The 23,879-nt window shown below is 37.4% G+C and carries 17 protein-coding genes and 1 pseudogene; 17 read left to right on the top strand and 1 reads right to left on the bottom strand.

Annotation, left to right across the window (positions count from 1 at the left end; translation table 11 throughout):
- The first annotated feature begins 171 nt into the window (after positions 1-171).
- The 7 genes and pseudogenes from B2727_RS02195 to B2727_RS02165 all read left to right on the top strand — a co-directional run bounded on the left by B2727_RS02195 (position 172) and on the right by B2727_RS02165 (position 8,953).
- Positions 172-3,498 (top strand): type VI secretion system Vgr family protein, encoded by a 3,327-nt coding sequence (locus B2727_RS02195; RefSeq protein ID WP_033132721.1) that lies wholly within the window; start codon positions 172-174, stop codon positions 3,496-3,498.
- Positions 3,495-5,678 (top strand): LysM peptidoglycan-binding domain-containing protein, encoded by a 2,184-nt coding sequence (locus B2727_RS02190; protein ID WP_033132720.1) that lies wholly within the window; start codon positions 3,495-3,497, stop codon positions 5,676-5,678. The genes B2727_RS02195 and B2727_RS02190 overlap by 4 nt, the downstream gene beginning before the upstream one ends.
- A 1-nt stretch (position 5,679) precedes the next feature.
- Positions 5,680-6,408: a hypothetical protein gene (locus B2727_RS02185; RefSeq protein ID WP_004657083.1), complete on the top strand. Its 729-nt coding sequence runs from the start codon at positions 5,680-5,682 to the stop codon at positions 6,406-6,408.
- Positions 6,409-6,488: 80 nt separating this feature from the next.
- Positions 6,489-6,679: pseudogene (locus B2727_RS02180) on the top strand (DUF2345 domain-containing protein); the annotation flags it as partial.
- A 283-nt stretch (positions 6,680-6,962) separates the two neighbouring features.
- The gene (locus B2727_RS02175; protein WP_033132719.1) at positions 6,963-7,316 is read left to right on the top strand and encodes a hypothetical protein; all 354 of its coding nucleotides are present in this window, start codon (positions 6,963-6,965) and stop codon (positions 7,314-7,316) included.
- A 50-nt stretch (positions 7,317-7,366) separates the two neighbouring features.
- Positions 7,367-8,062 carry a hypothetical protein gene (locus B2727_RS02170; protein ID WP_096089471.1) on the top strand — a complete coding sequence of 232 codons (696 nt, stop codon included), beginning with the start codon at positions 7,367-7,369 and terminating at the stop codon, positions 8,060-8,062.
- A 342-nt stretch (positions 8,063-8,404) separates the two neighbouring features.
- Entirely contained in the window at positions 8,405-8,953 is a 549-nt protein-coding gene (locus B2727_RS02165; RefSeq protein ID WP_033132718.1) for a hypothetical protein, read from the top strand.
- Positions 8,954-9,033: 80 nt separating this feature from the next.
- Here B2727_RS02165 and B2727_RS02160 read toward each other — a convergent pair whose 3' ends face one another.
- A complete protein-coding gene (locus tag B2727_RS02160; protein WP_033132717.1) occupies positions 9,034-10,380 on the bottom strand; it encodes a hypothetical protein in 1,347 nt (448 codons plus the stop codon).
- A 262-nt stretch (positions 10,381-10,642) separates the two neighbouring features.
- Between B2727_RS02160 and B2727_RS02155 the strand changes: the two genes are divergently transcribed.
- The 10 genes from B2727_RS02155 to B2727_RS02110 all read left to right on the top strand — a co-directional run bounded on the left by B2727_RS02155 (position 10,643) and on the right by B2727_RS02110 (position 23,766).
- A complete protein-coding gene (locus B2727_RS02155; RefSeq protein WP_033132716.1) occupies positions 10,643-11,233 on the top strand; it encodes a YqiA/YcfP family alpha/beta fold hydrolase in 591 nt (196 codons plus the stop codon).
- Positions 11,234-11,247: 14 nt separating this feature from the next.
- Positions 11,248-13,131: a DNA topoisomerase IV subunit B gene (parE, locus tag B2727_RS02150; protein WP_033132715.1), complete on the top strand. Its 1,884-nt coding sequence runs from the start codon at positions 11,248-11,250 to the stop codon at positions 13,129-13,131.
- Between the two features lie 113 nt (positions 13,132-13,244).
- Entirely contained in the window at positions 13,245-13,880 is a 636-nt protein-coding gene (locus B2727_RS02145; protein ID WP_031958238.1) for a TnsA endonuclease N-terminal domain-containing protein, read from the top strand.
- On the top strand, positions 13,870-15,786 hold the full coding sequence (locus B2727_RS02140) for a Mu transposase C-terminal domain-containing protein (RefSeq protein ID WP_031958239.1): 1,917 nt from the start codon (positions 13,870-13,872) through the stop codon (positions 15,784-15,786). The genes B2727_RS02145 and B2727_RS02140 overlap by 11 nt, the downstream gene beginning before the upstream one ends.
- The gene (locus B2727_RS02135) at positions 15,786-16,781 is read left to right on the top strand and encodes a TniB family NTP-binding protein (RefSeq protein ID WP_031958240.1); all 996 of its coding nucleotides are present in this window, start codon (positions 15,786-15,788) and stop codon (positions 16,779-16,781) included. The genes B2727_RS02140 and B2727_RS02135 overlap by 1 nt, the downstream gene beginning before the upstream one ends.
- Before the next feature lie 28 nt (positions 16,782-16,809).
- Positions 16,810-17,367, top strand: coding sequence for a hypothetical protein (locus B2727_RS02130; protein WP_031958241.1), 558 nt, complete (start codon positions 16,810-16,812; stop codon positions 17,365-17,367).
- Between the two features lie 38 nt (positions 17,368-17,405).
- The gene (locus tag B2727_RS02125) at positions 17,406-18,863 is read left to right on the top strand and encodes a TniQ family protein (protein WP_031958242.1); all 1,458 of its coding nucleotides are present in this window, start codon (positions 17,406-17,408) and stop codon (positions 18,861-18,863) included.
- 158 nt (positions 18,864-19,021) lie between these two features.
- The gene (locus tag B2727_RS02120) at positions 19,022-20,278 is read left to right on the top strand and encodes a DNA cytosine methyltransferase (protein WP_031958244.1); all 1,257 of its coding nucleotides are present in this window, start codon (positions 19,022-19,024) and stop codon (positions 20,276-20,278) included.
- The gene (locus B2727_RS02115) at positions 20,278-22,380 is read left to right on the top strand and encodes an ATP-binding protein (protein ID WP_031958247.1); all 2,103 of its coding nucleotides are present in this window, start codon (positions 20,278-20,280) and stop codon (positions 22,378-22,380) included. The genes B2727_RS02120 and B2727_RS02115 overlap by 1 nt, the downstream gene beginning before the upstream one ends.
- A gap of 18 nt (positions 22,381-22,398) precedes the next feature.
- A complete protein-coding gene (locus B2727_RS02110; RefSeq protein ID WP_031958249.1) occupies positions 22,399-23,766 on the top strand; it encodes a hypothetical protein in 1,368 nt (455 codons plus the stop codon).
- Positions 23,767-23,879: the final 113 nt, after the last annotated feature.

The following is a 23,879-nucleotide window of genomic DNA, read 5'->3' as shown; positions in this document are numbered from 1 at the left end:
TTGTTCTAAATCCTTTTAAAACCCGAAATATGAATGCATGTTTCGGGTTTATTTTTGTCACTTAGTCAAAAAAAGTGTAAATTTTTACTAAAAATGGTCGTTTTTTTGTAGACAGTCAGGTCTGTTTTTTATAAAGTTCAGCCGATTCCCCGTACGATCTGATTATAAAAAATGCTTTTTAATATATTTAATGTATTAGAAAAAATAGGGCTAAATGCACAGAAACGTGCCATCCACGTACAATTTTCTAATAATCTACTGAATAATCAAGTTTTTTTACAACGCATACAAGGCCAACATCAACTTAATGAGGGCTTGGAAGCAGAGTTGATTTGTCTTTCGACCAATGCCCAGATTCCCCTGAAACAATTTATTGGGGTTCAGGTTGCGGTTGATCAGGTCACCGACTCAGGGCAACTGTTTCGCACCACGGGGATTGTGACTGAGGCCAGTTATGGACAAAGCGATGGCGCATTAACGCTGTATAAGCTGACTGTAAACGATGCGACCCATTTATGGCATAAGCGCCGTAATAGCCGTGTGTTTATGAATAAAACCATTGTGGAAATCACCGAAGTTTTGTTCAAAGAATGGCAGCAAAGAAGTCCACTATTTGCGGCAAGTTTGAGTCTGGATCTGAATGGCTTAAGCCAGAATTATGATATACGCCCATTTGTAATGGGCCATAATGAATCCGACTATTCTTTTCTTACACGCCTATGGCGCAGTGAAGGCATAAACTGGCTGATTGATGAAGCTGAGCTTTTTGTGCCGCATTCAAGTACGCCTGTCAAAGCGCAGAAGCTGAGATTGATTGATGATAATAGTCAATATCAAGCTTTAGCTCGACGGAGTATTCGCTATCACCGCAGCAGTGCTACTGAATTCCAAGACAGCATGACCAGTTTCGTGGCGGTGCGTAGTTTGCAGCCGACTGCGGTGCATCTGCAACGTTGGCAGCCTGATGCCTTGGCACAAGAAGAAGGTGCAGGTTCAGTGGTCACCAGCCATAACCATTCGGACAGTTTTGACTCTGCCAGTTTAAGCCTTGAGCAGGCATGGCATATCAGCCCAGCTTGGATGCAGGACTTAAAAGGTGAAGACCAAGCCACGGCTTCAGGTGGCAGTCAGTTAGAAAAACTGAATCAGCAATTCAATGACATGTACGCCAGCCAAGCCAAATACTTTAAGGCTTATAGCACCGTGCGCGATAGCCAAGTCGGTTATTGGTTTAATCTCAGGGAACATCCTGAAATTGACCAACATGAAGGAGCAGATCAACAGTTCCTGATTATTGCCAAGAATTTCTATAATCAAAATAATTTACCGAAAGATCTGCAGCAACAGGTCAGTCAACTGCTCAGCCAAAGCCGCTGGGATCAACGAGGCTATGACGACATCGAGCGCCAAGGCAATGAACTGACCTTAATTCGCCGTCAGATCAAAATCACCCCTGAATATGATCCAGAATTACATCGTCCGATTGCCTATCCGCAACGCGCCAAAGTAGTGGGGCCTGATGGGGAAACCATCTATGTGGATGAGTGGGGACGGATCAAGGTACGTTTTCTGTTTACCCGTAGCGATGATCATGGACATGATGGTGGTGCGGGCAGCAATGACAATGACACCGACTCCGCATGGGTCGATGTCCTGACGCCTTGGGCGGGGGAAGGCTATGGTGCACGCTTCTTGCCGCGTATCGGTGAGGTGGTGGTCATCGACTTCTTTGATGGCAATATCGACCGTCCTTTTGTGACAGGGCGAATCCATGAAGCACAGCGTTCTCCGACCAAATTTGATGTCAAAGGGCAACTCCCAGACACTAAAAGACTCAGTGGTATCCGCAGTCAGGAAGTGAATGGCAATGGTTTTAACCAGTTACGTTTTGATGATACGACAGGGCAAATCAGTACCCAGTTACAAAGTAGCCATGCTGCAACACAGTTGAATTTAGGTAATTTAAGTCATCCTAAAGTGCAGGAAACCAGTAACGGTCGTGGCGAGGGCTTTGAGCTCAGAACGGATGCTTGGGGCGCTGTACGGGCAGGTAAGGGTATGCTGATTAGTACCTATGCCCAAGAACAGGCCATTGCTGATCATCTGGAAGCTGCGCAAGCGCAATCTTTGCTGTCACAGGGCTATGACAATATGAAAATGCTCAGTGAAGTGGCTGCGAAGCAACAGACTGATGCGCTGAATGTGATTAACCGTCTACCGAAGTTTATTCAGTCATTGGAACTTAAAACCACAGGTCAAGCATTGGATAGCACTTTAAATCTATTTAAAGAAGGGATGAGTAATGATCCGATTCATGCTTTAAAGGATTGTGGTGGTTTTATTGAGGATATTGGTGCCCTCGGCGGCAACGCCAAAAGCGCGGTAGATGAGTTTAATGCGTTCTTTAGCGATGCCAAAGATGCGGTTGAAAATCTGAAAGAGTTCATTGAAAACGTAGAACAGCATGGCGCTGATATAGTCAAAGGCAAGCTTGCCAGTATTAAAGATCGGATTCAGCAAAACCCGTTTGAAAGTATTAAAGAAGTCGGCAACGTTTTGGCCAATGTCGATATTAAAGATTTTGAGCTGATGAGTACTTGCGGCACCTTTAGTAAAGGCAGCAAGTTAGAAGTGACCCCGTCAAAAGCGTTGAGTTCGTTACAGGGCTTTATGGAGGGTTATACCCAAGGTTTGGAAAGTAGTTCGAATGCCAAACAGCAAGAGCAAGGCAAGATTTTCAGACAGGCGCTGATGTTGTTGGCATCGCCGAATGGGATTGCATTAACCACGCCTGAAAATATTATTTTGCAGGCCTCTCAGGATATTGCTGAGAGTGCCAGTGGGTCAATTAACTTGAGCGCACAGAAGAATATTATTGGGCATGCACAGGATAAGATTAGTTTATTTGCTGCACAAAAGGGCTTTAGGGCATATGCAGCAAAAGGGAAATTGGAGTTACAGGCACAGGATGATGCGATTGAAGCGATTGCCAAGAAGGTAATTAAACTGATTTCTACTGAAGAGAAGATTGAAATTACCAGTCCTAAAGAGATTGTACTAACAGCGGGTGGTTCTCAGCTGAAGATCAATGCCAACGGGGTGTTTTCAACCACGGGCGGTAAGTTTGAGAGTAAGGCTGGTCAGCATTTGTTTGTGAGTGGCGCTAAGGTTTCATATGAGGTTCCTGAATTACCTAGCACACCGACTTTTAGCAATCGCTTAGATATTTATGACTTATTTTGGGAGAGCGATTTTAGCCAGCTCAGTTATAAAGCTTTTGTACCGGGAACGAATTCATTTACTTCGGGATCAATAGATGAGCATGGTCGTACAGGGAAAATTAGCACGCCAGATCCAACCAAAGTTCAGGTCCTTGTTGGCTCTAATGATGAATGGGGATTAGTCATTGATAGTTTTGATGAAGATGATTTTTTAGCAGATCAAAATGTGAATGAATCAGAAACAGAGAATAGTGTAGAAGATAGGGATTGGAAATGAATAAAAAATCATTAGTTACGATACAACTCTTAGATTTATTTGGTAGTCCAATCTCAAAAGCACAATATGAAGTAAAAAATCAGAGGACTGGGCAAGTTATTGCTGCGGGATTTACGAATTCATCTGGATGTATCGTTGAGATTAGTCGAGATAAAGGTACGGCTTTAGATGTTTATATCAAAAGTATGTTTAATGGCTTGATGATCAAGGTACAAAGTTTTGTAATGTCTAGAGATCGCATGCTCGTAAAAATTACAAGCCCAAAAGTAATGTTGGATTTAAAAACATTAACAAATCAAGGTAATAATGGACAATATAAAAGAAAAACGCATGTTGTAAAAAAGGGTGAAACTTTATTTGAAATAGCTCAAAAAAATCATACTACTGTTCGAGCATTGGAGCGTTTGAATAAAATAGATGACCCCAATAAGATTAGTATTGGGCAAGTGATTAAGTTGCCAGTGAATATTCCTGCTACAGGAAATAATTCACATCAAGAAAAAGCTAAACAGACCACTCAGCAGAGATCACAACCTTCGGCTAGCAGCACTAAAACAAAAGCACCACAGACTCCACCTGTAAGGCCATCGAGTACAACACCTCAGAAAAAGCAGGAAGAAGGAATTTTTGGAGCAAATTTTGGCAGTAAAATCCTCGACCAAGTGAATGAGCTTTATGAAGAAGGCAAAAAAACGCTGAATGAAGCTACAAACGCTGCTTCCAAGATATTGACGGTTGATGATCGCAGTCAGGATGGCGGGACACCTAAAGCAGATGCTCCAAATTTATGCAAAACCAATCCGCAATGTATTTCAAGTGGTAAGAGTGAGCTTATTCGAGAAGTGAATATTCGTTTGGCGGGCTTCGGTGGGGCTCTACCTACGGATGAGTTTACCGAACTAACTGCAAATTGTATTAAGCAATTCCAACGGGATTATATGGGGGTACCAGAGACGGGGAAAATTTGTGGCTCAGTATTGGTAGCGTTGGATAAATTTTATGAAGAATACCCTATTGCAGGTTTTATGGGGAAAGCTGCTTGTAATTGTGGAAAATGTTCGGGCTTTGGTAATGGTAATATGGGGGTTCAATCTGGTTCAAATAAAGCAAATGAATATCCAGGATTACACCGAAGTCTAATCTGGATATTAAAGGCTGTAAATTTTTATTTAAAAAATGAATTTAAGAAAAAGAAAATCGAAGTGGCTTATATAGAGTCTGGTTATAGATGTATTGAAAATAATAAAAAGCATGGAAGAGCAACAGTAAATCATATGGGGTTAGCTCTGGATATTCATTTTAATAAGAATGGAAGTAGGACTCGTGAAGTCAATGATATGGAATTTATTCGAAAAGAAATTATGATTAAAAAAATGCGAGCATCAGAGAATAGAGAGGTTGATAAAATTTATTTAGAACCAAAAGTTTTTAATAGTGGAACTTCAGGAGCAACTACATGGGTACATTTTGACGTTACTAAATTCTCAGCTGTATATTTTAGTGGAAATATTTTTCAAAAAACAATAGTTGAATTAAATGGCGTTAAAATGTCTACTCTAGTAAACAGTTTGAAAGTTCCTAGGATTTTAAGTTGTGGAGGGGGGGTGTCAACACTAAAACCACATGATAATATAGTGGGGGGTGAACTAGTACTAAGTAATGATGATATTATAGATATTATGAAAGTAACTGAGACTGAGGTAATAAAGTTTAAAACAGAGAAGTATTTTACTGATCAAGCTGCTGGTGTTGTAGATACTATTATGAATAGAGTCAAGTCTGGTGTATGGGGGAATAGTGTCAGAAGTGTAGTCAATGCTGATAGACAGTTTTCTAAAATTACAGGTCCTAAAAGTTTAGACCCTTATGGTAGTGTTGAAAAAATGCCAATATCGCATGTAAGTACAAGGGTTAGGAATTTTGTTAATAGCTATCTTATAGAAAGAGCAGATGGTAAACTTTCCATTATTGGAGAAAATCTAAACTATGCAAATAAATATTATTCAGATGCAAAAAATAGAAAGGCATGGGTAGATAAATTTCATGATGAAGCAGTAAAGAAAGGTATGATACTTGGCAATGGAACAGCTATACATGCTCATGGTACTACGACTGAACTAAGAAATAAAATGCCAAAACCTTTTAAAATAGTTCTCCCTAAAAACTTCAAAGGAATTTAATATGTTTAGTAAATATGTGGTTGGTACAGGATTAGTATTGTTAGCATTTGGTTCAACAATATCAGCATGTGCGGATAGCTCGTCAGTAAATTGTAATAAAAATAATGTTTATGAAAGTATACAATGTATAGAAAAGGAAAATAAAAAATTAATTATTAAACTTGATAATGAGAAAAATAGAGAAAAAAATGATTATGATAAATGGGTGAAAAAAATAAAAAGTAATTGTGAAGGGAAAATAAGTCATATAGCTGGGGAAGGTGCTGGTCTAGTTAGAAATCAATGTTATAGGGATGAATATTTATCTAGATTATCATTTTTAACAACTGGAAAATCTTCGAAAGAAGAAAAAAATATTCATGGTTTAGTATTAACACATTTACCTTACAATTCAGTTGATCATTTTAAATGTCTTTTAAAGAAAGATATAAATAGTTGTTCTAAAGTTAATTTGGTGAGCTCATCTAATTTGATAAAATTCTATCCATCTATTTCTCCTAGTTATGGGGATGGTATTGTTCTTCCAGAAACAGAAAGTGGTAAACAAATCATTATTTCTCCATTTGAAGATAATGAGGATGAGGGGCCACAACTTGCTATTTTAATCATTAATGCTTTTGGTGTGGAAGAAAAGAAATTTATACCAGCAACTAAAAACGTATTAATCGATAAGAATTATAATTTAACTTATATGGAAGGAAATAAAGAAAAACGAGTACAATTAAAATGATAATTTTATTTGTATTGTAGTAAATACGTGAAATCAGCCCGAATTTTGCTTAGTTCGGGTTTTTTGTAAACAAACAGTAAGAGCAAGGCAAACTTTTCAGACAGGCGCTGATGTTGCTGGCATTGTCGAATGGGATTGCATTAGCCACGCCTGAAAATATTATCTTTCAGACCGCTCAGGATATTGCCGAGAGTGCTAGTGGTTCAATTAATTTGAGCGTACAGAAAAATATTATTGGCATGTACAGGACAAGATCAGTTTGTTTGCTGCGTAAAATGGCTTTAGGGTTTATACAGCAAAAGGGAAATTGGAGTTGCAGGCGAGGTTCCGCAATTACCGAATAGCTTTAATTATGGTAATGGGATTAATTTATATAAAATTTTTCAATGAAGTAATTTTGATAGTATTAAATATAAGGGTATTTTTGAGAATCAAAAAATTATCCAAGGAAGTTTAGAGTGGTTGAAGTGAACAGAACTATTTAAAAGTAGTACTCCTGATAAAATGAAAGCCAGGATTGTGTCAATATTTTAAGAGATAATGGCGGGTTGCTAATGAAATTTATATGTTTTTTATTTTCTGTTTTATTAACTAGTGGATGCAGTGCGAAGATAAATGTTAATAGTTTGGATCAAAATCAGCAATGTGAAAATGATCTTAATGCTATTGTTTATAAAAATTTTGACATGAAAGAAATTAAAAAGAAAGATATTGCTTTCGATTTTTCAGAAAAGGATTACATACAAATATTTGTGAAAAGTAAAAGTGGGGTAAACAATGGAGCGACATTTGAGTGGATTAAAATTGATAAAAATAATAATAAATTATATGATGTTACTTATGATAATGAAAATAAAATCCCAATGAATACTTTAGGTAAAAATAATTATATCGATAGATGTCTGTAGTTTTAGTGCTGTTAAAAAGCTTTGTGGTATAAAAATAAGGAGATAAGTTTGTGAAAGTTTTTAATCATATAAAAATGTATTTAGCTATATTAGTGCTAACCCCTATTTTTGCTTGCTCAAGCAGTTCGTCAGTCGCCAAAGAAATTAACAAAATAGAAGAAAATGTGAAGGTGGTTAAATCTTCAGCATCTTTGAATTCATTTATGAATTTTAATGATAATTTTTATTCATTCAAAATTTGTAATATAACTGGTAAATGTCAATTGAATAAGGCGAGAAGTAATAATGATCAATATTTTTTTGAAAGTTTTGATCCTCCGAATGATGAATTTTATTTAAAAAAGAATAAGGATGGGTATGTTCTCTATTATAAAAATATTTATAATGAAGATGTTTTAATGGGGTGGGCAAATTCTCATATTTTGTCTGAGAATGATGAGAGTTTAATTTTAGGTATAAATAAAGTGTTTTTGACTATGGGGGGAGTCGATTTTTTATTAATGGGTGATAATTCAAACCAAGTACAATCCAGAAACCATAAGAAAGGTATTTATTTTTTGAATGATAATTATGACAAAAATCCATACTATCAAAAACAAGAAATTAAATTTACGAAAAAAAAGGATGGTACGATACTTTTAGATTGTAAGGCTTATATGAAAAATGAAATGGTAAAAAAACAATTTTCTGGAATTTTTTATAATGAATGTTCAGATGAAAGTAAAGTTTATTTTAAGAAAATATAATTTATAAATATAAAATGATAAAGAATGTCATAAAGACCTTCTTCATTCTTGCTAAAATTAGAGTGCAGTTTGTTCGATATCTGGAGCAACAGTGCAGGAGTTGATTTAGGGCATCTAGTGGGGCAATAGAAATTGTAAGGATGAAACTATGTATCTATCGTATTTTTTTAAAGTCAATTTTTTGAAATGTGTATGATGAATAAATTATTATAACTATTTAATTTACCCTCAAGCTGAGACACCTGATGATTACGTACTTAAGCAGGTGAATTGCTTAACCAAGAAAAAGATTAAATTCAGTGAATATTATGGTCGTTGTGGTTAATTTTAGAGGAATTTATTATGACTCCGCCCTATAAAAAATATACTTATATTCTAAGCTTAGTCAGCCTAAGCATCATAACTGCTTCCTGTAGCACTGCCTCAGAAAAGAAACATGAGATTTCTCATCAAAGCCAAATACATAAAGCTTCATCAAACCCTGCAAAGTTAAAAAATGATGATGGTTTCCTGATCACTTCGCTTCCTTATAGCTCAAATGCACATCTGAATTGTATTTTATCTGCACAGAGAATGAATTGTGGCTCAATTAACTTAATTGATAGTGTTGGTTTGATCAAAGTTTATAAATTTATTAACCCAAGCTATGGCGATTCGGTCATCTTCCCAGAAACAAGTTCGGGTGTTTTATTGATCGCGTCTCCCTCAACAAGTGAAGGGGAAACCCCAGAAATAAATCTGACGACGGTCAATAGGTTTGGCTTGGTTAAAAGCATTACCTTAGATGCATCTCAAAATATTGTCATTAATCAGAAGTATGAAGTTTTATATAAAGAATTTGGAAAAGATCTAAAACTAAAATTAAATGACCAAGGTGAGTTTGTTCAGTAAGGGTATTTCTAAGCTGATGAAGTTTGTCACGGATTTTGATCGATAAAAGCTCAGCTAGATCCTAACTGAGCTTTTATCTTTTAGGTCTCAACAATGCCTTCTAAATCATCAAAGGTATAGTTTTGAGGTACGTTGATCATATGGGTTTGTACACCAGCTTCAACTTTCTCTTTAGCATCTGGATATAACCAGCGTGTGATTTGTTCGGCCACACTGGAATGATACTGAATTTCAAAATGATTCAGCCCATAGAAAACCGCTTTATGGGTGTCAGGTAATTTCAGTTGGAAACGTGGGTTTGGATGTTCACCCAAAGCACTTTTCACACTGACCAGATAATCCCCAATCACAGACAGCGCTTTATTACGTAACTTCTCAAACTCTAAAGTTCCTGCAATCAAGAAGGTATTGATATGGGACGGTAACGGAGCGGGTTTACGATTGTCGTCGGCAAAACCAATGCGGGCATCATTATGTTCCCAGTCATCATCACGGACACTACCATAACGTAGATCGAGTATGCCGTTACTACGCACATTCACCAATTGGCCAAGCAAGTTGATAAACGGGAATCCACCGAGCTTGTCCTGTAAAACGAAACCAAAGCGTTCAAGTACTGCACCATGATGTGGCGAACCGATACAAACCAGATTCTCGACCATATGCACCCATTGATACAGATTCTGTTTGCCATAAAACAGGGCACTACGCGAAACCAAGCCGCCCATACTGTGCCCGATCAGATCAATACTGGTAATACGCGGATTACGCTGTACCAAATCCTCTAAGGTATTGGCAAAACTACGGCCATTGGCGGAAATTCGGCGACCAGTGTTGTAATTCAAATACAGGATGGTGTTGTTATCACGTTGCGCGAGCAAACGCTCACCAATCCCGCCATAACGATGATTAGACCAAGTTAAATGGTTCATACATAAACCATGGGCAAGAATCACCACACGCCCTGTGAGCTCGCCTTGCTGTAAAGAACCATAGTGATCATAAAGCACCATTGGCAAAGCCATTGGATTGTGCTGCTTTAAAAAGAAATCACCAAAAATTCCATTCAACGCACCCACCAAAAAATGTAGAGTTGGGGTTAAGGGCTTGTCATGTAAGACTGGAAATTTTTCAATAATGCGACGTAAATTTGGCGCAAGAAAATGACTGCCATATTTTTGTAGCGCCACATAAGAAAACTGATAAAACTTTTGCAGTTGCGGGTGCTTTTGTAATTGTTTGGCTTTTTGTGCACTTAAACCGAGCGTTGTCCTTAATACCTCAGTCTGTACCACTTGAATCAGTTCGTGTACACCACTAAGGCTGGTACTGACCAGCTGTGCCAAACCCTCCAAAACATCTGCCTGACTCGGGGGCGTGCGATCCCACTTACAATAGGTTTCATGCAGAGGTGTTAAACTTGGCATATTGATTTCCCCATCCTTGATATATACCGAAGGTTTGAAGTGTTTTTTCTGAATATTGTTTAGATAAACTACAACAAACGCTTACATCTTATGTCTTTCATACGTAATTTTTTTAGAATACTGATGAACGGAGTACAGTATCGTTTTTTGTGTCAGACAATATCCAGCTTAAATGTAATTTATATTGTTATTTGTTTAACTATTAATCAAAATAATGTGATTTATTTCACTTTATGTCAAGTCATTGCCTATTTTGGTGCGTATGCAAATTATCTATCTACATGGTTTCCGAAGCAGTCCGATGTCGATAAAAGGACAGCAGTTGCAACAATATTGTGCACAGCATGAGGCGATACAGGTGCATTTACCTGATTTAAATCAGCCACCCAATCAAGTGCTAGAACAACTCTCTCAGCTTATCGAAAATTTAGCACAGGATAAAGTAGTTTTAGTGGGAAGCAGCCTCGGTGGTTTCTATGCGACATATCTTGTCGCAAAATATGGTTGTGCTGCTGTATTGATTAATCCTGCTATGCGACCATGGCAATTATTCGAAGATTTATTTGGGGTTGAACAAATCCCACTCAAAGTCACTGCATCATGGACACTTGATGCCAATCAACTGCAGCAATTACAATCGATTGCTGACACGAAGCTCGTTCATGCTGATAAAATTCTAGTGCTTTTGCAACAAGGCGACGAAGTTTTGGATTATCGTGAAGCTCAACGCTATTATAGTGCAGTTCATCCATCCTCATTGATTTTAACCGACGCTAATGGTAATCATGCAATGGATGATTTTGAAGAAAAATTACCTTTAGTTCTCGAATTTTTATCGGCAGCCATCCAATAAGGAAGTCAGACCAAGTGACACAATACACGGCACAATCTCTTGAAGTTCTTTCTGGTTTAGATCCAGTGCGTCGTCGACCGGGCATGTATACCGATACCTCACGTCCAAACCATTTGGCGCAAGAGGTGATTGATAATGCAGTCGATGAAGCACTTGCAGGTCACGCCAACCAGATTTGTGTCACAGTTTATGAAGATGGCTCATTGTCGGTTGAAGATAATGGTCGTGGTATGCCAGTCGATATTCATCCTGAATATGGGCAAAGTGGTATCGAGATTATTTTGACCAAGTTACATGCGGGTGGCAAATTCAGTACCGATAACTATCAGTTCTCAGGTGGTTTGCATGGCGTTGGGATTTCGGTGGTCAATGCATTATCGACCCGTGTTGAAGTGGCCGTACAGCGTCAAGGTAATCTGTATCAAATGGCCTTTGAACAAGGCGAGCCAGTTGCACCTTTGTCGGTTTTAGAAGGTAAGGTAGCTAAGCGTGCGACAGGCACGACGGTACGTTTCTGGCCTGAAACCAAATATTTTGACAGCCCTAAATTTGCGCTTAAGGCACTGAAACATAATTTAAAAGCCAAGGCGGTTTTAGCTGCGGGCTTAAAAATAATTTATGACGATAAAATCAATAACGAAAAGATTGAATGGCAGTTCGAAAATGGTCTGGTCGACTATTTAATGGATGAACTGCAAGATCGTGACATCTTGCCAGATCCTGCTTTTGTCAGCAGCGGACAAGCAGACCGCGCAGCCTGTGAATTTGCAATTTGTTGGAATGTTGAAGGTGGCGAGCAAATTCAGGAAAGCTATGTCAACTTGATTCCAACCGCGCAAGGCGGTACCCATGTCAATGGTCTGCGTTCAGGTGTGACGGAGGCTTTACGTGAATTTTGTGAATTACGCAATTTGTTGCCGCGTAATATGAAGCTCTCTGCGGAAGATGTTTGGGATGGTGTGAATTTCATTTTGTCGTTGAAATTTCAGGAACCACAATTTTCAGGCCAAACCAAAGAACGTTTATCCAGTCGTGAAGCCTCTAATATTGTGCTGAACATCGCCAAAGATGCATTTGCCTTATGGTTAAACCAGCATGCCGAGATTGCGACACAACTGGCTGAAATGGCGATTGCCAAAGCAGGACGTCGTTTAAAAGCAGCGAAAAAAGTAGAACGTAAGAAGATTGTCGCAGGCCCAGCCCTACCTGGGAAATTAGCCGATTGTGTCGGTTTAACTCGTGAAGACAGTGAGTTGTTTATTGTCGAAGGGGATTCTGCGGGCGGTAGTGCCAAACAGGCACGTGACAAGAACTTCCAAGCGATTATGCCGATTCGTGGAAAAATCCTGAATACTTGGGAAGTCTCTTCGGACGAAGTTTTGGCTTCTCAAGAAGTGCATGATATTGCCATCGCAATTGGGGTCGATCCGGGCAGTGATGATCTGTCTGAACTGCGTTATGGCAAGATCTGTATCCTTGCCGATGCGGACTCGGATGGTCTGCATATCGCAACCTTATTATGCGCTTTATTCGTAAAACATTTCCCGACCTTGGTCGAGGAAGGTCATCTATTCGTAGCAATGCCACCACTCTATCGTACCGATATTGGTAAAGAGGTGTACTATGCCTTGGATGATGACGAACTTGAAAGCATCCTGAAAAAAGTTAAAGGCAATAAAAATCCGCAGATCACCCGATTTAAAGGTTTGGGCGAGATGAACGCCAGCCAGTTGCGTGAAACCACCATGGACCCGAATACGCGTCGTTTGGTGCAATTAGACTTGGACGATGCACATTTAACCGCAGGTTTATTAGATAAATTACTTGCGAAAAAGCGTTCTGCGGATCGTAAACATTGGTTAGAGCAAAAGGGTAATTTGGCGGATATCGTGGTTTGATTGTAGATTGTAGGATAAGTTTATAAAATTGTAGGAATAGTCTATAAATTATGTAGGATAAACTTATAAAAAAGCTTATAATTTGAACAAGGAAGTTCAGGATGAGCTAGAAAATGAATAGCCCTGCGCGCAAAATTCAGAAATCTGCTGTTAAGAATATTGTTCGTTTTCCTTCAATAAAAGCGAATGATGGAAAGACAATTCTTGTTGAATCCATCTTAGAGTCGAAATATTGTCTTCATTTAGAGTTTGACGCTGAGGTAGAGACATATTTCCCGCAACCTCGAAAATTTGAAGTTTCTGATAATGATGGAGAATGTAATATCTATACACCTGATTTTGAAGTTATTTATACTTCTGGTGTTAGGAAATATGTGGAGGTCAAACCCTCTGAAAATGTTCAAACTGAGCACTATCAACTTCTCTTTTCTCGCTTTTCCAACTTCTTGCAGGGTACTAATACAGACTTCTTGATAGTGAGTGAAATTGAAATCTATCAGCAGCCATTACTATCAAACTATGAAAAGCTTTATCAATATAAAAAGCGCCCTTTATTAAAAATGAAGAATCTTCAGCAGTGTGCCGAAGATATTAATGATTCGATGCCATTAGCACAGTTAGTGCATAGACTTGGTGACCGAGCACACTTGAGAGAAATATATTCATGGATTGCGCTAGGGTATTTGCGATTTGATATGCGCTCTGAGCCATTGAGTATGACAACAGAGGTGAAATTCGATGTCTGTTGAGTTATGGGAACAAGGTGTAATCATTGAGTTTAACAAGGGTATTCCTTGTCATCGTGCTATGGTCAGGTCTGTAGGAAAAGCAGAGGTCATTTTAGTAGATATTGAGAATGGAGCCGTATCTAGATTGAGTCGAGAAGAACTAGGTACAGTTTATGCTTCTGGAGGTATCAAATTTCTTGCGGAATCGCAAGATTTTGGGGATCTTAAGTTTATTGATCTTTCAGAAGCTGAGCAGCGTGAAACCAATAGAAAATATAAATATATCAAAAGGCTTAAAGAAAATGGTATTAGTAAAATCACTGAGAAAAGTGCTAGAAATACGATAGAGGAAGTCGCTTTAGAATTGGGTGAGAAAGCACCACATTGGCAATCAGTAAGAAGTTGGTACGCTAGTTTTGTCGAGGCAGGTCTAAAGATACAAGGTCTTTATCCTAAGCATCGATTTAAAGGGCATAGAAACCCTAAGATTGATGCTAAAGTTATTGAAATTATTGAATATTGTGCAAAGCGATATTACACACTCAGCCAGTCGTCAATGGCTTCAGTGGTTCGTAATGTTGAAGCTAAAATTATGTCACACAATTTAGATCATCCTGATGCACCGCTTCAGAAGCCAACATATCATACAGTTCAGAACCGTGTGTTAAGTGGGCTTTACCAAACTAAGAGAAAAGGGCGATATGGTGCTCGAGTTTTGCAGGCGGAGCTTGCTAAAGCATTAAGTGGGATAACTACTACTAGAGTCTTAGAGCGTGTCGAGCTTGATCATACTGAGTTGGATATTCATGTTCTACATGATGACTATAAGACTTTACTTGGCCGACCTAATATCACTGCTTTGATAGATCATTATTCTGGAATGTTACTTGGATTCCAAATTTCTTTTGAAGCTCCTTCATATGCCTCAGTTTGTTTGGCTTGTTTGAATGCATTCTTACCGAAAAATGACTTTATGAACGAGTTGAAATTGGACGGTTCTTGGCCTGCTCATGGGATTCCTTCGACGCTTGTAACAGACAATGCTAATGAGTTTTGGGGGAAGAAATTTATTGCAGTTGCGGATGAAATAGGGACAGTTTTTCAGTATTGTCCGATTCGTAAAGGTAATTATAAAAGTCGTATTGAACGTTTCTTCGGTATAGTCAATGCACTAGTGCTTGACGATTTGCCTGGTGTGGTTAGAAAAATTGGTAAATCTGGTGATGGCTATGACGCAAGACAAGAAGCTGCGCTCACATTTTCAGAGTTTAAACGCTATTTTGTGAAGTGGGTGACAGAAGAGTATCACCATACACCTCTAGAAGACTCAGATTTAACACCTTATGAAATTTGGGCTAGCTCGGAGGAGTGCTTCCCAGTGCCCGTAGAAGATAAAATGGAATTGACTACTATTTTACTGGCTACTGCCACACGTACGCTGAATAAAAGTGGTATCGAAATTTTTTCGATGAACTATGACTCAGGTCTTCTTAAAGATTTATATAGAAGAGATGGGCCTGGGGAAGTAACTGTAAAATACAATCCTTTTGATATTGGTTATATCTTGGTGCTAGATAAGATTAACAAGGTCTATTTAAAAGTAGATTGCCTGAAATATTCTTATGCTTCCAATCTTTCTGAGTTTGAACATAATAAGATTCGAGCTGCTGCAAGAGCTGCTCGACAATCAAAATTTGATAACTTGAATCTCCAAAAAGCTAAAATTCAACTTGCTAAAGAGCGTGAAGAATATCATGCAAGAAATGTTCGAAGAAGTAAGCAAGTAACAACATCTAAAGCCGCAAGATCTGATAAAACAGGTGTCCCTAATATCAGCCTTGTGGTGGACAATTCACATCGTACGATGAAAGTTGATTTTGAAGATGATGGGGATAATCTTAGCTTAAATGGATGGAGTATGGGCTAATGAAAACTACTTTCGAGGATCGTCCATTCATTAAAAGTCCATTTCTTACAAAAATGGTGAATCTATTTGATTCTTTGCGCAATAAAAAGAAAAAATATGGTGTTGCTTCTTGCATGTTGGTAACTGGAGAATCTGGGAGCGGGAAATCTGAGTTAGCAAAATATTATGCAAAGAATAATCCGAAAATAGAACAAGCGGAGCGGACACATATCCCCGTTCTACACTACGAATTAAGATCAGTTTCCACACCAGAAGAATTCCTAAGATCGTTGTTGGTCACAATTGGCGATCCACAGTGCGGACGAGGTGCGAGAAACAAAGGTGAACTTTATGAGCGATTGATTACGTTGCTTAAGGTGGTTGGCATAGAGTTGCTGATCCTTGACGAAATTCAGGTGATCATTGAACGTCGTAGTGCAAAGGTTGTTACAGGAATTGCAGATTTATTTAAAGACCTAATCAATGATACAGAGATACCGATTATTTTTATGGGAATGCCGTGGAGTAGATATCTTGTTGAATCAAATCAGCAATTAGCACGTCGGATATCATACCGCTACACCATTCCACCTTTTAGGATTAGCAGTAACGAAGATCGTGATGATTATAGAAGGCTCTTGATGTGCCTATCAGAGGCATATGGACTTTCTAAAAAGATTAAATTGGAAGAAATGACAATGTCGCTAAGGTGTTTTAGTGCAACGAGTGGAAATCTAGCAGCTACGGCTAATCTTGTTCGTGATGCTAGGATGATGTCTGAAATGGAAGACATGAAAGTAGATAAGGATTTGTTTGCTGAGGTTCTTAGCAGTTATGGTATTGATGAGCGAAATAATGCTTTTTTACTACCGATTGACAAGTTGGTGTTGAGAGAACTCATCGTTCATTCAGACTGGCATTTTGGGTATAGGGCAAATAAAAACGCAATCATCGATGCTGAATATGTTGAGTTTGGCGTATCAAAAGGCAATAAAGTGTTTTGTTTGGCAGGGTAAATGATAATTTATTTCAAGGTAAAGCATTGTGTTACTTGATCGATCACGACCAAATGATCAGCAAACATTTGATGATTATTTGAATGATTTGGGAAAGAAAAATGGTTTTTCGGATATTAAAGCTTTTAAAAAATTTCTAGTAAATTCTTCTAAAAAGTGGTATCGCACCTATTCTGTTAATAATTTGGATAGATATAGGGCTATTTCTGGGCTATTTCTTGAGCTTGGTATTGATCAAAAAGAAGTATCAGATATTATGCAGATACAATGTTTTAAGTGTCTTGATCGATACCCAGAGATATGGTCATGGAATAAGATAGCTGAGTACGAATGCTTAGGGCCAGAAGCTTACACCAGTAAAACATGTGAGCCATTACAGCAAGTATTTAAAACTAAAAATAAAGAAGAATATTGCGGTTTAATAAAGTGTTCTATGAGTAAGCTTGGGCTAAGTACTTCACCACTACCAGATGGGTTCTATTTTGCGGATCTGGCTTCAAAAGAAGAACTAATGAAACGTTTCCGAAACTATAGTGGGATGAAAGAGCTTTCCATAGATAGGCTGATAGCATTAAGATCTCAGTAACTATTAGATATTTTATTATCGATTGTGAGATCATTGAGATGCTTCTCGCCAGACCTAGCATCGAACCAAATGAATGCTTAGTTAGTTATTTGATTCGAATATCAGAGAAAAATGGCTTTAAGCACATAGGTCATTTGCTGCGTCACGCTGGTTTGGCTTGGAAAAATAATCGTGTACCAGTTCATCAGATTTTAACTGGTGAGTTTGATCTCAATGTGTATTTATTGCAGCTTGGGTTAGCAACTTGCTCCTCTAAAATTGAGCCAATATCTCACTCTTTTCAAAATGTTATTGATACGCCCTATCTAATTGTTAAATATCCAAAAGTATGTCCAGATTGTATTGAAGAATTTGGATTCTGTAGATTTGAATGGAGCTTATTGCCATACCTTGCTTGTGTTCGACATGGGAAATTATTGATAGATACGCACTCTGGTACTAGCAAACGACTGAATTGGTATCGTAGGTATTTAAATAAGTTTGATGATACTGATGTTATCAATTCATTAAGTGATGTTGCTCCGTCTGAGGCAATCAAACTCAGTCAATATATTGAAGTACTGTTACAAGGAGGAAATGGAATTTCTTGCCCTAAAATTCTGCAAGGTTTGGAGCTCCGAGAATCTCTTAGCTTAATTCATTTTATTGCTCATTATAGATCAAGGTTATTGGGTGGTTCGTTTCAACCTCTTTCAATGATTAATAGTGAGCTTGCTCAACATTATCAGTATGTATGGGCAATGCTTGAGAATTGGCCAGATGCCTACTACAAGTTTCTCAACCAATATCTTGAGCATCCGATGAGCAAAAAAGGTGTTGGTGGCCTACATAAACATTTTAGGGATTTATATGAGTCTCTACATCGTCAGAGTGAAAACAAGGGGATTGCTCGGATAAAATTTGAATTTGACCATTACATAGAGAATTATTGGCCTAGTGTCTTAGAGTCGAAGCGTATAACACGCATCCAGTTCACTACCCGAGAACGAAATGTTGTTTCCAGAAAGGAAGCTGCCAAAATTCTTAATTGCCATCCAGATAGAGTAGATAAATTAGTACAACAACAAAAGCTTACACCTCGTGTTTTTGAAGGGAAAAAGCACTATTCCCGTGAACAGGTTGAGGGTCTTGCAATACAGGTATCCTCAAATTGGACGATGGATGAGGCGTGTGAGGCATTACAGCTCACAAGATATCAGCTAAAGCAGTTGTTAGATGCTGGTATATTACATACGCTTCAGCGCCCAGATATGTTTAACCGAGATTGGATCGTTGATAAAGTACAATGCCAAGAACTGATAGCAAGTTTGTGCCAGAAGGCACGGAAGAACATTCCAGCTTCGGGAGTATTATCAATGACAAGTATGCAGCGCAGAGGCTACTCAATAGTTCGATTAGTTCTAGCTATGCAAACTGGGCAGATTGAATTTGGACAACTCTACGTTGTTGATCGTCCTTTAAGTTTTAAGCAGTTTACAGATTTTGCTTTCAAATAGCATTTGGGACCACTAAAGATCGATCGTAAGAACCGATAGATTTTGAATAGAAACCGTTGGGGTGCTAGGGTTTTAGCCTTTTAAATTAGTTACTATATTTTTGCTAAATCTTAAGTTTCCTGGTATCCTGGCACTTATTTATTTTCTATTGATGTATTATGTCTAGCACTTTAAAATTTCTTGATTTATTCGCTGGTGCTGGCGGCTTGTCAGAGGGGTTTATTCGTGCTGGGTTCAAACCAATTGCCCACGTTGAAGCAGATGCCTCAGCATGTTTTACACTGAAGACACGTCAAGCATTCCATTGGTTAAAAAACAATAATTCGATAGATCTATACTCAAAATATTTAAAAAATGAGATTACTCGAAAAGAATTATATAGTGCTGTTCCAATAAGTGAAATTGATTCGGTTATCAACGAGTTTATCGGCCTAGATACTTTAGATAAAATTTTTCAAAAAATAGATGAACAACTTGGTAAATCGAAATTAGATTTAATTATTGGGGGGCCACCTTGCCAAGCCTATTCTCTTATTGGTAGAGCACGTGGAAATATGGATGATGATCCCAGAAATCATTTATACAAATACTATGCTGAGTTTTTGAAAAGATATAAACCTAAATATTTTGTCTTTGAAAATGTGCTGGGACTTCTGACTGCAAAAAACCCTAATGGTGAACTCTACTTTGATAAGATGAGAGCCCTGTTTGTCGAAATAGGTTATACAATTGAGTATAGAGTACTATCTGCAAATGAATATGGTGTTCTACAAAATCGTAAACGCATTATTTTGGTAGGCAAACGAGGTCATCGCAGTAAGAAATCTTTTTATCCTGAACCTGAACAATGGCTGCCACAAGCTAATGTGTGGGATCTATTTAAAGATCTCCCTCAAATATCTGCTGGTGGAGGCCAAACTAGGCCAGTAGAGCCGATCAGTAAGCCGTCGGAATGGCTTGAACAAGCTCAAATTTATTCAAATCTTCCTCTAACTTGGCATGAAGCTCGTCCACATTCTAAACAAGATTTAGAAATTTATCAGTATGCTGTCAATTTATGGAATACTGAGAAAAGACGATTACATTATGATGATTTACCTGAATATTTAAAAAGTCATAAAGGTAGAAATTCCTTTGTCGATCGCTTTAAAGTAGTTGCTGGTAATTTAGCTGCCTGCCATACTGTTGTTGCACATATATCTAAAGATGGACATCATTATATTCATCCAGATATTGAGCAAAATCGGTCGATTACACCTAGAGAAGCCGCTAGAATTCAAAGTTTTCCTGACGACTACTATTTTGAAAATGTATCAGGTAAGCCTGCACGTACTAGTGCTTTTAAGCAAATTGGTAATGCTGTACCTGTTTTACTTGCGCAAAAAATTGCAGAAAAATTATTAAAGGATTGGTAATGACTGAAAATTATATTACTTCCGAAGATTTGGCATTTCGCCCAAGAGCACGCTTATTGCAAATGTTAGGTGATCAACTAATCGGTTCTTCTCGCCTAGCAATTTTTGAGCTTGTTAAAAATGCTTATGATGCTGATGCCGATACTGTCTTAATTACATTAGATAAAATCAACACCCCAAGTGCAAAAATCATTGTTGAAGATAATGGTGAGGGGATGTCAGCTGATATTATTAAAAATATTTGGCTTGTCCCTGCTCATGATCATAAGGAACAGCAAAAAAAAGAAAAAAGACGAACCAAAGCTGGTCGTTTACCTTTAGGGGAGAAAGGTTTAGGAAGATTCGCAGTACATAAATTAGGAAATGAAATTCAATTAATCACCAGATCTGAAAACTCTGATGAATGTATTCTTCACATTAACTGGCAAGATTTAATTGATAAACCTTTTCTAGAAGATACCCGTGTAGAAGTAATTACAAGAACACCTATAGTCTTTACGGGAGAAAATACAGGTACTCAAATTACTATAAGTAATTTGAGAGAACAAAGCTGGTCTCGTGGCGATGTAAGAAAACTTTTACGCCAAATTACTTCGATCTCTACACCTTTTAATGAAAAGCGAAGTGACAAGTTTGAAACATTACTTGAAGTTAAAGGACATCCAGACTGGACTGAAGGTGTTTCAGATATTGATAAATTAAAGGAAAGAGCTCCTTGGCATATCTCATTTTCAATCGCCAATGGTTTACTATCTTTAAACTATAATTTTATTGGTGTTCCTGGAATCAAAGTAGAGCCTCGTCAAGAATTATTAGAAAATGAGAAACTTTTATTACCATCAAATGTGAAAAAAAACAAAGTTGTTGTGGAGCCTGAGGACTTACATGGAATTGGTGATATAAGCGGTGAATTTTTTATCTATGATCGCGATAAACTAGTTATATCTAAGTTTGGAGAGCAGCAACTTGTTGAAAGCTTCCTAAATGAAAATGGCGGTATTCGTGTATATCGAGATAACATACGAGTTTATAACTATGGTGAACCTGGTGATGATTGGCTCGGTTTAGATTTGCGACGAGTCAATGTACCTGGTAGGCATATTAGTCGTAATATCATTGTTGGATCTTTAGATCTTAGTGTTGAAGATAGTTTTGATCTTCAAGAGAAAACTAATCGAGAAGGCTTTATTGAAAATGAGACGTACGAGAGATTCCAACAAATTGTATTAAGTGTATTAACTATTGTTGAGACAGAGCGCCAAAAAGATAAAGAACGTATAAGACAAGTAACTGAAACTGGTAAAAATATAGAAGAGAAAAAAATTGAAAAGCCATTAACTGAGCTCAGAAAACTGGCAAAGAAACATAATTTAACTGAGGAATTAGAACCATTAATTGAGAAAACTGAGAAAAATTATAATGAAATGCGTGAAGTAATGCTGACTTCAGGTTTTAATAATATGGGATTAGCTATTGTTTTTCATGAAGTTGAACATGGTGTTAGATCTTTATATCGGACTATTGAGCATAGCGAAGATATTACTTTAATTAAAGATCATGCCTATGAACTTGTGAAAATTTTAGATAGTTTCTCTGACTTGTTGAGAAAAGGTGATAATAAGCCGGCGAGCCTAAAAAACTTGATTCGTCGTGCAAGAGATATTGCCTCGATTCGATTCAGAGCACATAAGGTTCAATTCGTTTGTCCATTCCTTGAGGAAAATATTCCTGATATTGAACAAAAATATATTTTTAAAATATTAATCGGTTGTTTAAATAATATCTTTGATAATTCAATATATTGGCTCCAAGCACGTTGGCCTGAAGATACTATAGGTCAAAGAAAGATTTATATAGACGTACGTAGAGACTTTTATGGTAAAACAGCAATTATTGTTGCTGATAATGGTCCAGGTTTTCAAGATGAGCAAGAGCAGTTAGTGAAACCTTTCTTTACGAGAAGACCTAACGGGATGGGTATAGGTTTGTATTATGTAAATCTAGCTATGGAGGTAAATAAAGGACGTCTAGTTATTCTTGATGATCAGGATGATGTACCGACTGAATTTGACGGTGCAGCTATGGCTTTAGTTTTTGATTAATTTTTGAGTTTAATAATAATGTTAACACCTCCTCGCTTCGTTGTTTTAGATGATAAAAAAGAGCACTTAGGACCAATTATTGAAACATTTAAGCTTATTGGCTCCTCATGTATTGGTGTTCAATATAATGAAGAGGATGAATCTCATCTATGTCAAGACTATTACAAAGGTGTGAGAGGGCTATTTATAGATTTAAATTTATCAGGTAGAAGCTCCATTGGTCATAATACTCATTATGCTGAAATTATAAGAATTTTAGAGTCTGTCATCTCAAGTGAAAATGGACCTTTTATTATGATCTTGTGGACAGATAATCCTCAAGAATGTAGTAATTTAATTCAATATATAGAAGAACGCTTAGATCCTGAAAAGAAATATTGTAAGCCTTTACTTATTAAGCCTCTTTCTAAAACTCAATATATTGATGAAAATAGCAATATCAAGGTAGATACTAGTGAAAACTTAAAGGATGAAATTAAAGGTTTTTTCTCTTCTGTTCCTCAAATAGCAGCACTGTTTGATTGGGAATCAAAAGTCTTGGAGGCTGTAAATCAAACTTTAATTGAATTAATAAATTTAGTTCCAAATGATAAAAGAAATTTCAATGATTATCCATCCGAGATAGATAAAGTACTCAGTTGTATTGCTAGAGAAACTGTAGGAAAAGGTCATGTTGCAACTGATCCTAAAAAAGCACTTAATTTGGCTATTTATCCTATTTTGGTTGATAAAATACTAAATAACACCCCTGATCAAGCAAATATTCAGCTTTGGAATAATGCTATTACACAAGTAGGATCTGCTTCAATCGCTGATGAAAAAGCTGTTGGGAAATTCAACAAGATGCTTCATTTAGCGGTAACTGGACATGAGTCAATGAGTCCTTATGATTGGGGAGCTGTAGTTGAAATACCTTCTGAGATTTTTAATGATGAATTTTGTTTAGGACACTTTGGATATAATCAAAATTACCTTATTAAAAACACATTTTGTTTTAATAGCACAGAAAAGCTTAGGCCTATTCTAATACGTTTAGGAGCATCGTGTGATTATGCACAAAATAAGCAAGGACCTATTCCATATATTTTTGGATTCGTTGTTGAAGCAGAAAAATACCATGAAAGAGAAAGGGACTTTTTAGATCCAGATAAAAAATTTATAAGTAAAAAACTCTCTGACTGGGTATCACCACTATTTAGTTATAGGGATGAAGATCCAGCATTTTATATAGTTTTAAATCTTCAGTTAGTAATTTCTAAAGTTAAAGGACAGCTTGATAGTTATCAGACCCTATACAGGCTTCGAGAACAATTGCTGAATCAAGTTATTGTAAGAGCAACTACTTTTGCTTCTAGACCAGGCATTAATGAACTATATGTAAGATAATAGAATGGTTAAGGCAATAAATCTGATACCGAAATATTCAATGTATTGGATAGCTCATAGATTTTTTCAAGTGTAGGATTCACTTCATCTGAGGGTGTTCTAAATTGTGATTC

It is taken from the genome of Acinetobacter sp. UBA991 (genome assembly GCF_002292065.1).
GTDB classification, from domain to species: domain Bacteria; phylum Pseudomonadota; class Gammaproteobacteria; order Pseudomonadales; family Moraxellaceae; genus Acinetobacter; species Acinetobacter higginsii.
The sequence above is the reverse complement of the archived record's forward strand: the minus strand, read 5'-3'. Positions and strand labels throughout refer to the sequence as shown.